This window comes from Paenibacillus baimaensis (assembly GCF_025567575.1).
This window is the reverse complement of sequence record NZ_JAOQIO010000079.1, coordinates 1-11,349: the sequence shown is the minus strand read 5'-3', so window position 1 is coordinate 11,349 and position 11,349 is coordinate 1. Positions and strand designations below refer to the sequence as shown.

At 42.1% G+C, this 11,349-nt stretch carries 13 protein-coding genes; 5 read left to right on the top strand and 8 right to left on the bottom strand.

Annotated elements, in window-relative coordinates; genetic code table 11:
• Positions 1-135: 135 nt before the first annotated feature.
• Both OB236_RS19225 and OB236_RS19220 read right to left on the bottom strand, forming a co-directional pair.
• A complete protein-coding gene (locus OB236_RS19225) occupies positions 136-594 on the bottom strand; it encodes an NUDIX hydrolase (RefSeq protein WP_262685452.1) in 459 nt (152 codons plus the stop codon).
• 311 nt (positions 595-905) lie between these two features.
• Positions 906-1,508, bottom strand: a complete 603-nt coding sequence (locus OB236_RS19220) for a GNAT family N-acetyltransferase (RefSeq protein ID WP_262685451.1) — start codon at positions 1,506-1,508, stop codon at positions 906-908.
• A gap of 868 nt (positions 1,509-2,376) precedes the next feature.
• Between OB236_RS19220 and OB236_RS19215 the strand changes: the two genes are divergently transcribed.
• Positions 2,377-2,541 carry a 23S rRNA (pseudouridine(1915)-N(3))-methyltransferase RlmH gene (locus OB236_RS19215; RefSeq protein WP_262685450.1) on the top strand — a complete coding sequence of 55 codons (165 nt, stop codon included), beginning with the start codon at positions 2,377-2,379 and terminating at the stop codon, positions 2,539-2,541.
• Between the two features lie 459 nt (positions 2,542-3,000).
• Here OB236_RS19215 and OB236_RS19210 read toward each other — a convergent pair whose 3' ends face one another.
• On the bottom strand, positions 3,001-3,975 hold the full coding sequence (locus OB236_RS19210) for a helix-turn-helix transcriptional regulator (RefSeq protein ID WP_262685449.1): 975 nt from the start codon (positions 3,973-3,975) through the stop codon (positions 3,001-3,003).
• A 168-nt stretch (positions 3,976-4,143) separates the two neighbouring features.
• Here OB236_RS19210 and OB236_RS19205 point away from each other — a divergent pair, with 168 nt between their 5' ends.
• Positions 4,144-4,623, top strand: coding sequence for a GyrI-like domain-containing protein (locus OB236_RS19205; RefSeq protein WP_262685448.1), 480 nt, complete (start codon positions 4,144-4,146; stop codon positions 4,621-4,623).
• 23 nt (positions 4,624-4,646) lie between these two features.
• On the top strand, positions 4,647-5,123 hold the full coding sequence (locus OB236_RS19200) for a GyrI-like domain-containing protein (protein WP_262685447.1): 477 nt from the start codon (positions 4,647-4,649) through the stop codon (positions 5,121-5,123).
• Positions 5,124-5,508: 385 nt separating this feature from the next.
• Here the strand turns inward: OB236_RS19200 and OB236_RS19195 are convergent, their stop codons facing one another.
• The 3 genes from OB236_RS19195 to OB236_RS19185 all read right to left on the bottom strand — a co-directional run bounded on the left by OB236_RS19195 (position 5,509) and on the right by OB236_RS19185 (position 7,932).
• Positions 5,509-6,093: a hypothetical protein gene (locus OB236_RS19195; protein WP_262685446.1), complete on the bottom strand. Its 585-nt coding sequence runs from the start codon at positions 6,091-6,093 to the stop codon at positions 5,509-5,511.
• A gap of 114 nt (positions 6,094-6,207) precedes the next feature.
• Positions 6,208-6,783, bottom strand: a complete 576-nt coding sequence (locus OB236_RS19190; protein ID WP_262685445.1) for a GNAT family N-acetyltransferase — start codon at positions 6,781-6,783, stop codon at positions 6,208-6,210.
• A gap of 213 nt (positions 6,784-6,996) precedes the next feature.
• Positions 6,997-7,932 (bottom strand): LysR family transcriptional regulator, encoded by a 936-nt coding sequence (locus OB236_RS19185; RefSeq protein WP_256872278.1) that lies wholly within the window; start codon positions 7,930-7,932, stop codon positions 6,997-6,999.
• A gap of 144 nt (positions 7,933-8,076) precedes the next feature.
• Between OB236_RS19185 and OB236_RS19180 the strand changes: the two genes are divergently transcribed.
• Positions 8,077-9,096, top strand: coding sequence for an alpha/beta fold hydrolase (locus OB236_RS19180; RefSeq protein WP_262685444.1), 1,020 nt, complete (start codon positions 8,077-8,079; stop codon positions 9,094-9,096).
• A gap of 563 nt (positions 9,097-9,659) precedes the next feature.
• Here OB236_RS19180 and OB236_RS19175 read toward each other — a convergent pair.
• On the bottom strand, positions 9,660-9,890 hold the full coding sequence (locus tag OB236_RS19175) for a putative quinol monooxygenase (RefSeq protein WP_408638495.1): 231 nt from the start codon (positions 9,888-9,890) through the stop codon (positions 9,660-9,662).
• Positions 9,891-9,977: 87 nt separating this feature from the next.
• The gene (locus tag OB236_RS19170; RefSeq protein ID WP_262685443.1) at positions 9,978-10,622 is read right to left on the bottom strand and encodes a nitroreductase family protein; all 645 of its coding nucleotides are present in this window, start codon (positions 10,620-10,622) and stop codon (positions 9,978-9,980) included.
• Positions 10,623-10,740: 118 nt separating this feature from the next.
• Between OB236_RS19170 and OB236_RS19165 the strand changes: the two genes are divergently transcribed.
• Positions 10,741-11,106, top strand: a complete 366-nt coding sequence (locus OB236_RS19165; RefSeq protein ID WP_262685442.1) for a helix-turn-helix domain-containing protein — start codon at positions 10,741-10,743, stop codon at positions 11,104-11,106.
• Positions 11,107-11,349: the final 243 nt, after the last annotated feature.

Sequence of the window (11,349 nt, the reverse complement as noted above, 5' to 3'; positions counted from 1 at the left end):
CATACAGCATCCATAAATCCTTTAAAGTCATAATAAAAACCCTCCCAAGTATAAGTTATCTCTAGCTTTGCTAGAACTGAGAGGGTTTAATCTTTGTTGCTTATTGTTGTGCTAGCGTAGCCGTTAGCGTAGTGTCTACATGCCCAGTTTTTGGTTATATAGAGATAATGAATGATTCTTTCCAATTATGAGGTTTTCTACAATTTGTTCAATAACATCTTCCCCACGAATTTCGTATAGATTAGGAATCAATAAATCGGATGCCATGATCCACTTGCATTCACTGATCTCAATATCATCTAATTGAAGAGAACCTCCAATAATTTCACCGGTAAAATGAAACATAATGACTTGATTGTTTGTGTTGCTAATAAAATTATAGATGCCCGTTGTTCCTATAAGTTTGACATCATATCCGGTTTCTTCTTTTACTTCTCTACGTGCGGCATCTAGGATATCTTCACCAGGTTCTATCCTTCCGCCCGGAAAATTCCATTTATTCCTGACAGATGGTTTGTTTTCTTTTATTATCAAAACTTTGTCTGCTCGAATTATAGATACGCTAGAAACCAAAACGATTCCAGTTTTCGTCATTCCCTCTCCCTCTCATCATCAGTCATAATGGGATTCTTCTAAATATTGAACATAAGTTCCTCACAGTAAGATATGAAACTTTTATACTTTCCCCTGAATTTGGAAACTACAACATTAGGATATCGAATATACGTTCGCATGTAAACAGTAAGTTTTTCAACTCACCTGCCCGTTAACGTAATGGAGGCCGCCGATCGTGCTGGCAGCCTCGTCCTGGTGTTATTGTGTTAACGTACTCCTTTAGTGAAGAGCTATCAGGATCCGTATGTACAATACCTATTGAATGAAATCTAGCAGGGACTGTGACCCCTTTAGTAGATATCTTCTTTTCTCAAATAACCAAGTAATCTGGCTTTTACGTCTTCCCATTCTTTATCCAGAATGCTATATACATTAGAGTCTCGAACATACCCATCGTGCAAAATCATCTCTTGCCGCAAGACCCCTTCAAACTTTGCTCCAATTCTTTGAATTGCTCGATTGGATCTTTCATTTCTTACATCCGTACGGAATTGTACTCGAACGAGGTTCAATTCTTCAAAGCCATATTTCAGTAAAAGATACTTACACTCCGTATTGACCTTTGTTCTCCAAACCCTGGGGTCCAACCATGTTCCACCTATTTCGCATTCTCTGTTTTGTGGTGAGAAGTCTATGTAACCGGTACTGCCAACAATCTCATTTGTACTTTTGTCAATAATCACAAACGGATATCGTAATCCCTGTTCTTTTGACTTCATCCACTGATTCATTGTGGATACCAAATCTTCATGCTTACTTATTGTTGACGGACTGTACATCCATATTTCGCTGTGATTACTTGCTTTGAATAACCCATCTAAATGTTCGGGTGACGCCGGTAACAGCCTTACTCGAGTTCCTTCTAATGTAATTTCGTCTTTTAGCAACACCACTTGATTCCTCATTTCCGAAGCATTTTGGATCCACTTTAACACATTAATTGGTTCAGTCAAAGATCCAATTATAAGGACTATTATTATGCCAATTATAACTAATCTGCCCGTTACTTCCCTCGGTTTTAAGGGTTTTTCTCACATATGCTCGCTCATTCGCAGGATTATACCCTTTAAAAAATGACATAACGGTATAATAACAGATGGTGACCCACCCAATCGACCATGAAGGCATGCATAAACAGAAGATCAGATTTTAACTTCCTCATTATTCCATTTACTGCACGTATTCTCCATACTGTCCTCGGGGGTTCACCCTCCCAGATCTCAGCGGGTCTATGCCCTTGCCTTCCTTCGTTATACCTGCCCAAGGGATGGAGGCCGATCGTGTTTAATATATGGGTCTGTGCCCTTAAGTAACGGGTATTCGGTACTCCGTGCTTTCTTTGTTATCCTGCGAATGGGCCAACCTACGTACGACGGTATTAATTCAGGTTAGGCTACACCTTCATGAAGAGTGGCTGCTTTCTCAGGAGAAAATGATTCCCCCCGTTGTACGAGGCCAATGATCATGCGTGCCAGTTTCCCAATTAATTTATACACGGAACGATCTATTTCGTCTTTGGCTCCAGCGACAAAAGGATTTATCGCCAGAAGAATTTTTCGAGTTAGTGGATAACCTATATACAAAGGGGGTAACGCCATATTCTAAAAAATGAATCTACTTAGGCGCATTCAATAAAATAACAGAGCAAAACCGCGTCAAAATAGGAGTCAGATCGTAGCGAGCGAGGAAAATTGAAAAAAGGTTAGAAAAATCCTTCGCTATGTTTTTAGTTTTCCGAACAAACCAAAAACATAGCGAAGGATGTCTTCAAATGGTACCGCAATTGTGGGTTCATCTAATATACGATACGATGAGACTCTGACCTTAAGTCAGATGGAAATGGACTTTGGCCTAAAAACAACGATATTGTTTGAACAGGTTTATCGAGCGTATCGCATAATCAATAACCATCCCTATCATAAATAAAAGGTGACCCATTGTGGTCACCTTTAGCTTTTATATTACCCGTTTCACCCTATCTACATTGCCTTGCTTCATAAATAAAACAAACTCAACAGGGTCGCTGAAGTCAATAATATTAGTTTTAGGGTTTGGTATGGTAAGCATCACCGTATCAGCTCAAAGGCGAAATATTCGAGCGCCACGGCGTTCTGATATATCGCCTGTTGTATTCTCCTCATTCAGGCGGAGGTATGCACGTTTTGTAACCAGCGCAGCAGGTGTTGGCCGATCTCAAGCGGAACGGCTAGCCCTTTTGAGGATCACGTAGCAATTGAAACATATCGACTGGTAAAAGGCCTTAACGACCGCGGTTCAATCATGACGGCAGCTCTCACATTGTCAGCATGAGCCGTTGAATACCGATGACCGTCATCGCAGTAGGCAGTACCTTGACCGGGCTGCGGTTGGCGTAGTTATTTGGGCTTAACTCCTAGCATGTATTTTTGTTAACGTGTCGGCACTTCCCCTTAACCGCTCTTCCAAAATCAAGCGCAGCTCATCAGGAATCCGTTCAAACGCGACCCCTTTCCCCAAAAACAAAAGCCAATCCGCGTAATATTCTAGCGCCTCAACATTGGTCACATCCAGTTGAGCATTGAAAATCCCACTCGACTGGAACATCCCTGTAAAGGACAAAATAATCCCCGGCGGGTGCAAGCGCTTAAAGCGCTGAATACCAGTTGTATCAAGCTTTACAATCAGATTGGACTCACGTGCGCCAAGCCGTTTTTTGCTTAAAATCTCTTGCTCAGACCACCTCATCTTCTGGTCAGAAATGGCCGAATCCCGCAGCATCTCAACAGGCAAATAACGAAACTCATCGGTATCAAGATCATAAACCTCGACCAGCCAACGAGCGTTTGAGTTAAAAATATGAATCAAAAAAATGTCCATCAACTGCGGCCAGCCAGGACTCGGCTCATACGTCAAGCGCAAGTGCTTATCCCGCGCGGCAAGCGAAATCAACTGGTTCAACTCCGCAGGCGCCGCATCATCGAGTTCCAAAAGATTCGGATTAGCGGGATTTGTATTTTCAAAAAGCAAGATATTATTCAGCTCGATCAGCTCGTCGTGCTGGGTTTGCGACGCGTTGCCGATTAGTTTTTCAGTGATGGAGCGGCGATTTTGCAAATAAGGCAACTGCGAATTTTTCGAGGCGATAAAGCTGATAAATATCGCTTTCAGCTCTTCTGGCGTGAAACGGACGGCGGACAGATACTGATTTTGCAGGACATTGTAGCCGCCCCCGCGCCCAAGCTCGGTCGTCAGCGGAAAACCCATCGCCTGAATCTCGTTAATGTCGCGGATCGCCGTCGCGCGAGAAATCTTGAACTCCCGCTGAATCTCTGCAATCGTAAAATGGGCGCGGTTATTGATGAAGCGCATGATCAGGTTCACTCGTTCTGTCTTCTTCATGATTTTATTGTATCATAAATGTAGCATCCGTACTGACTTTGATTCTGTTTCTGCACTACTTTTTGATAATCGATAAAAGGTATCGTTTTTTGATACATTTAGCGAATAGTATCAATCTTGTAAAGAATAATCCACAAAGGAGAGAACAAAATGTCTAACTACTCCATCCAAACCATCTCAGAAAACTACAAAATGACTGCTTTCGGTGTTTCATTTGAAGACTTCAACGACTGGGCAGGTAATGCTGCAAAAACTGCAGCGAAAAAAGCTGAAATCACGGAAAACGGCAAGCTGGCTGAACTTCTCGCGCTCGCTGACGGGCAAGAATATCAAATCAACTACGTCATGGACGGCAAGGCTTGGCGCGGCTTCGGCGTGATGGGTGCATACGACGTGGAAGGGGCGGTCGTCCTCGACTTCCTCGCTGGGGACTACCTCGTGGTGCCGGGCACAGGCGCTGACAAAGACCGCCTTGCCGACGAAATAACAGGCAAAGTTTTCGGTGGCCTGCTACAAGAAATCACAGACTACAAATACGTTGGTCCTGGTAACTCAACATTCGTCAAAGCAGCTGAAGACGGTACATTCTACGGCGAAATGTGGCTTCGTGCAAAAAAAGTAGCAGGCTAATCTCAGTCAAAGGAGCACTCCCAATGGCAAATTACACAGTTGAACATAAAAAATCATTTACATTGACCGCGTATGGTTTTTCAATTCAAACCAATTTCCAAGACGTTCCAGCCTTGCAAAAGGAAAAAGCAGAGTTTTGGGGAGGACTCAAGGCTGACGGGCGTTTTGATAAGCTCAAAGCGGCGGCAAAAGATGATCGCGAATGGTCAGTCAACGAGGTTTATCAAGGCAGACCGTGGAATTATTTCGCAGTAGAAGCTAGCAAATCGGTGGCTGACGCAACACGCATCATCGAGTTTCCAGAGAGCGAGTACATCGTGGTCGCAGGAACCGGCGACAAGGAAACTTTGTTTGATCAGTTGACTTACCGTGCTTTTGGCGAAGTCTTGTCACAAATCACCGACTATGCTTACATCGGCGGTCCAAATGCGACTTATCGTAAAGAAATTGGTGACGGCACTTTCTATGGCGAATTTTGGGTTCCTGTGGTTAAAAAATAGTAGGGTAAGACGGGGGATTACTCCCCCCGGACTCGCCGTCAAACCGCCGATCCTCCCGAACGCATAGCCCCCAAAGGCGTGGCCGCAGGCAGCCGCTTCGGATCCTTCTAATATAGTACCGACTTTAGCCGTACGGGTGAACCTCCGTACGGCTAAAGTCAGTTTGTCCCCGAATCTAACTATGACAAGCCCGGGCAGACTAGCAGGCCCGAGTACGGGATTAATATTTCAATCAAAGCGTTTAAGGCCAAATAATTCGCCCTACTTATGATACGGTTCCCCTTAATTAATCTTCAACTAAACTGCCCGTTACTTCAACAACAGGAGCAAATCGCCACGGCGACAGCTCCTTTCATCTTCATTAAACTATCGTTCTTCGTCGTAGTTAAACTGGCTTCAAGCCTTCTCTCAAATCTTTAATAAATGTACTTGCAAATTGTTGCATCTCAAAATAAATAGCTTTAGCTTCTGGCAAGTAACACTCTCGTTTCCCAATCACATTATTTTCAAGGTAATTGAGGGTCTCTTCTAAATTTTGCCCTCTCGCCGTACCCGTACATAATGCTTTTACGATTAAATATGTTCTACCTCCTTCAACCATGTGAGAATCATGCAGAATTTTACCTTCCAACGTTTCTGGAATCTCATCCTTCTGTGACTCCCATGAAACTTTAACGATTTTGTTGATTATTTCTCCGTCCAATCCTTGTTTTATCAAATAATCTCTAATTAAATCTTCCTGTGAATAAATAAATCCATGAAAATAACAGCTATATATAATTAAGTCTAAGTCCTTTATTTGTGGATAGTGCTTCAGTAGTTTTTTTGCGGAATTGAGCACCCTCTCAATATGACTCAAATCGTGCATGATGTCTTTGTTTGTATAATACGGACTAACAAATTGAATAAGATCGAATAAGTTTATCAGGCTGTTACCTCCTTCGTATTTATTACACATTTGTCTACGCATTGTTATTAAGAAAACTGCCCTTTCTCGGTGCAAAGATTTGCTACGTTCCAGCCCCTCTGGTGTTAAGCTATTGTACTCCGTTAGGAGTTCAACCGTAAAAGGTTGGACATATAATTAAAACTCCACACCGCGAACTTTAGAAAATACCATAGTATCTCTCAATGAACCATCAACAGAAAGTTCTTCATTTCGTATAATTCCTTCTAAGGTAAAGCCTAAACGCTCAGCTACTCTATAACTTCTTATATTTTTTGAGTCACATCGAATTTCTACACGATTAGCTTGTAACTCATGAATGGCGAAGTTCGTAATAGCCTCTACAGCTTCAGTTATATACCCTTGACCTCCAAAAGATGAACGAACCCAGTAACCAATTTCAAATCTTCGTACCTTCCAATCAATATTGTGAAGCCCACTGCTGCCGATTAACTTTCCATTTTCCTTTAACAATATGAGTAACCTCATATCGGAGCGTTCTAAGAATTTTAATCTCGCTTTTCGTATGTTTGCCTCTGACTCTTCTGGTGTAGGCATGGTTTTTGCCCAGGGCATCCAAGGAAGTAAATCATCAATACTTTCTCTTATCGCTTCATTTACTTTGATACCATCATCTAATATTGGAGCACGAATAAGTAAACGTCTACTTTCAAACGCCTCAGGTATTGAAAACAGAATCGGGTCATATGCCATTGGACCACATCTCCAATCAAAGTTTTCCAAATTTTATCACATTTGGACCGTATTTTCACAAGATATATTTTCCGCGTTAACCTGCCCGATAGTTGAATAGGCTGCCGATCGCGCCGGCAGCCTATTCATGGTTGAACTAACGTGTCCCGTTAGAGCTTAACGAAACAGATTAATATTCTAATCGACATTGGTCCATGTTCTTAACCTTTTCAGCTATGGAGTTAAGTTCTTGCCCTTGGTCGGAAAAACTAGTTTCTCATTCTGTGAACCAAAAACTGCGCTGGTTGCTTCTATGAAAGATAACATGATTGGTGAAAGCCACTTGTCTTTATGCCATAACATCTGTGTATATACCTGCAAGTCCGGAATTTGCCATGGGAGGACAACAAGTTCTCCGCGTTCAACTTCGGATTCCGCGACGATCTCAGGAAGAAAGGCAATACCGATTCCTGAAATTGCACATTGTTTAATGGCTTCAGCACTTTGAAACTCTAAATATGTAATGCTATCAATGCCCTCTTTCTCAAATGATCGATCAAACATAGTTCGATAAGGACAACCCTTTTCATTCGTCAGGAATACTTCTCCGTGAAAATCTTCCAACTGAAGCACAGTTCGTTTGGCGAGTGGGTGATCTGGAGCAGCTAACAATCGGAAATGTTCTTCCAGCAAAGGTTCCACAGAAAGTCCACTCGAGCGAATGGGTTCATCCAACATATAAACAATATCCGTGGTTCCCTCAAAGAGCGTTTGCTTGAGCTCTTGATTCGGAACTGAGCGGAAGATTAGACGAACTCCCGGATGCTGCGAACGAAACCGTTGGAAGACAGGTGGAAGCCGGTAGGAGCAAATAACCTCATTCGCACTTATCGTTAAGGTACCACTTAGTTTTTCATTATCATGGACAGCACTACGAGCTTCGTCCATTTTTTCAAGAACGCCTTGGGCGTGTGTTAAAAAGCGTTTACCCGCAGTTGTGAGCGCGAGTTGCTTGCCCAACCGATCAAAGAGACGAACACCTAGCTCATCTTCCAATGCTTTAATTTGCATCGTGACGTTGGAAGGAACGTAGCTCAGCACTTCTGCTGCCCGCGTGAAATTCAATGTTGTTGCAACCGTACAAAACGTATTCAGTTGACGCAATTCCATCCGATGCTCCCCCTTCATCTTTCAATTTTATTGAATGCTATCTTGAATTCTATTCACTTTTATTGAGAGTATCACAGCTCTATACTGAGCACAAGAGATCACAGTGAACATGTGGTTTTTCATTTTGAAGGGAGCGACTATACGATGGACTATGAAATTTTTAATTTGGGTGATGTACTCTTACAATCAGGAGTGACGTTACCAAATGCTTTTCTTGCTTATAAAACATACGGAAAATTAAATGAACAGAAGGATAATGTTATTGTCTATCCAACGGCTTTTGGGGATCAGCATGTTCAGAATGAATGGCTCATTGGCAGCGGGATGGCACTCGATCCAGAGAAATATTTTATTATCGTTCCCAATTTGCTGGGCAATGGGCTATCTTCCTCTCCCAGTAACACGCCTCCTCCATTTGATCGGGCTAACTTTCCACAGGTAACCATCTATGATAACGTTCGATTCCAGCACCAACTGCTGACCGAAAAATTCGGTATTCAAAAGATTGCTCTCGTCGTCGGGTGGTCGATGGGCGGCATTCAGGCATTTCAATGGGGGGCAAGTTACCCGGAGATGGTCGAACGAATCGCACCTTTCGGAGGCATCGCCAAACCTTGGCCTCACACATATGTAGTGCTGGAAGGTGTAAAAGCCTCACTGCTATCTGCAGTCGGCTTCGACTCAAGTAAATTAAACCAACTAAGTTCTACAGACATGCGTGCCGTTGGTCGGGTGTATGCGGGATGGGGACTATCACATGCGTTTTATAGAGAAGAGCTTTACCGTGAGATGGGATTTGACACATTGGAGGATTTTGTAGCTGGTGTCTGGGAAGATAGCTTTATGAATATGGATCCTCATAATGTTCTGGCAATGTTATGGACAGGCCAACATGCAGATATCAGTGCAAACCCCTCCTATAACGGAGACTTTGATAAAGCACTTCAGAGCATAAAAGCTCTTGCCTGTATCATGCCGGGAAGCACGGATCTCTTCTGCACAGCGGACGATAATGAATACGAAGCTAAGCGTATACCTAATGCTGTCTTGAAACCAATCCAATCGATCTGGGGCCATTTTGCCGGTCGTGGAATCAACAGTGCCGATAATCAATTTATTGATGACAATCTAAAACACTTGTTGTCACTTAGCACTAAAGAATAGATCGTCACTTGCATTGGATGTCTGTCAGGCCTAGCAAGATTTCCTGTTCTTTAGCCCGGTTATATCTCTCATGAATTCATAACCTAACCGATCGGATTTGAGGTCACCAGAACTTACTGGTTCGACCTCTTTTTTCTGCGATCGTACTTCCTTTAACGAATTCAGTGAACTCTGAAGATTGTAGCACGTCTTTAATCTTAAAAGTTAAACTTATTTTTTTATCGTTCGCATACCTGAAGTATATTCACAAAATTCATCTATCCTGCCCGTTCGCTTAATGCCCGCTCGTAGTCTACAACTTTATTTCACGGCTAATACTTTATTTTTCAGTACTTTATTATATAATAAATTGTAGACTGGACCGATTACGTCTATGAGCAAGGCGTGATCCCGGAAAAGGCGATCGTAACGGCAGCCAAGAAAAATGATCGTACCCAGTTGAATGATATTGTCTAATTATATATTAGAATTTTCTGATCAGTTTTTGCACATCTATAGCTTAAAACAAAAATAGATCGGTTTTGAATCACTTGAACGTGACCCGAAACCGATCTATTTTTGCGTTAGAAGATTGGTTTATACGCTCCGGAAAATACTTCTACGTTCATTGCTGCTGCCATGAAAGCAACCGCCTGTTGCACGAAAGCTTGAAAATGTGCGCTGGTATTATGAGCTTGCGCAGCGGTTTCGTCTTTCCATTGTTTGACCATGATGTATTTGTGTTCTTGCTCCGTGGAGATGTTACCTTCCTCTTGGCGTGTAGAGGTAATCAGTTCTTTAACTGGTTTGCTCATGATCAGGTTTAACTTGCAAATGTGCGTGAATGATAATCATGAATAACAGCATCTATAGTTATGTTAGTCTTTGAGAGTAACTGTTGATTATGCCCAAGTTGTAATCGTTTCAACCGGCAGGCGGTAGGAAGGATAGCCCTCTTTGGCTGCTTTTCCTATCGAGATCAACATGACCGGTTGGAAACGGTCTTTGTCCAGGCCAAAAGCTTCAGCGATCTGGTCCTTATCATAACCGGCCATCGGGTTAGTGTCATATCCGTGGGCACGGGCAACAAGCATCAGCTGCATCGAAACGAGGCCCGAGTCAATCAGGTTCATGTCACGCAGGTCGGATGCGGTCGTATTCGCATAATAAGGTTTCACCATCTGCAATTGCATATCCATGACGTCCTGTGGCATGTAGCCAAGTTCCACTGCTTTGCCGAAAATTTCATCAATATATTCAATATTGTTTGCATCGTAAAATACCGCAATGACAGCCGCGGAAGTCAGAGCTTGCGTTTGGTTGAAGGAGGCTAGAGGTGCAAGCTTTTCTTTGCCTTCAGCACTGTCGATGACAAGGAAACGCCACGGCTGCATGTTAATGGCAGAAGGGGCAAGGGAAGCTTTCGCCAAAATTTCGGTCATTTCCTCCCGGCTGATTTTCACTTCTGGATCGTAGACTTTAACGGAATGGCGTTCCAAGGCGATCTTATTGAAATCGTTTGTTTTGTTTTGAATTGAAGATGTCATTTTAGTAGCTCCTATTATAATATTTGTGAGATCGGACTATATGTCATTTATCGTCACTAGGAGAATTGTAAACTATGAAGTATACTTTATAGCAAGAGAAAAAATCGAGGTGATTAATATGAAGTCTAGTGAAGTAGCAAAAATTGTTGACCTTCCTATATCGACTATCCGTTACTATGAGAAAATAGGCATTATCACAGATGAATATATTCTGAGAGATCAGAATAATTATCGGAATTATGCTGTAGAAATCATTCAGCATCTAGGTGTTGTTAAAAATTGTTTAGCTGTTGGTTTTTCAATTAATGAAATAAAATCCATGATCTCGAAAAATGGATTTTCTAAAGATGAACAAACACGCATTATTAAAGAAAAAATATCAGAAATTGAAAACGCTCAAAAAAATTTAGAGGATTCCAAACAAAATCTTTACGACATTCTTGAATTGGATATTACGTGTGAGGATGGGTTCGGAAAATATTAATTTAAGGATACAATGGGCAGAAAAAAATTTTTTATGAAAGAAAATTAAGAGGAAGCGTACTGGAGGTTATGACCACTTATCTGAATGCACAATACATATTGGGCATGACCTCAGAGAAGCTATTTTATATGATGCAGTAAACGACGCTGTTAGACGGTCTACAATACATTAATCGTTCAACTAAACATTCCTGTATAGCCTAAGAAATGGGCTTTGTCAAAAAAGGAGCGCCTCGGTATGATG

Coding starts and splice junctions, on each gene's coding strand:
- OB236_RS19225 (WP_262685452.1), bottom strand. CDS start 594: ATGACGAAAACTGGAATCGTTTTGGTTTCTAGCGTATCTATAATTCGA.
- OB236_RS19215 (WP_262685450.1), top strand. CDS start 2,377: ATGTCTTCAAATGGTACCGCAATTGTGGGTTCATCTAATATACGATAC.
- OB236_RS19205 (WP_262685448.1), top strand. CDS start 4,144: ATGTCTAACTACTCCATCCAAACCATCTCAGAAAACTACAAAATGACT.
- OB236_RS19200 (WP_262685447.1), top strand. CDS start 4,647: ATGGCAAATTACACAGTTGAACATAAAAAATCATTTACATTGACCGCG.
- OB236_RS19195 (WP_262685446.1), bottom strand. CDS start 6,093: ATGCGTAGACAAATGTGTAATAAATACGAAGGAGGTAACAGCCTGATA.
- OB236_RS19190 (WP_262685445.1), bottom strand. CDS start 6,783: ATGGCATATGACCCGATTCTGTTTTCAATACCTGAGGCGTTTGAAAGT.
- OB236_RS19185 (WP_256872278.1), bottom strand. CDS start 7,932: ATGGAATTGCGTCAACTGAATACGTTTTGTACGGTTGCAACAACATTG.
- OB236_RS19180 (WP_262685444.1), top strand. CDS start 8,077: ATGGACTATGAAATTTTTAATTTGGGTGATGTACTCTTACAATCAGGA.
- OB236_RS19175 (WP_408638495.1), bottom strand. CDS start 9,890: ATGAGCAAACCAGTTAAAGAACTGATTACCTCTACACGCCAAGAGGAA.
- OB236_RS19170 (WP_262685443.1), bottom strand. CDS start 10,622: ATGACATCTTCAATTCAAAACAAAACAAACGATTTCAATAAGATCGCC.
- OB236_RS19165 (WP_262685442.1), top strand. CDS start 10,741: ATGAAGTCTAGTGAAGTAGCAAAAATTGTTGACCTTCCTATATCGACT.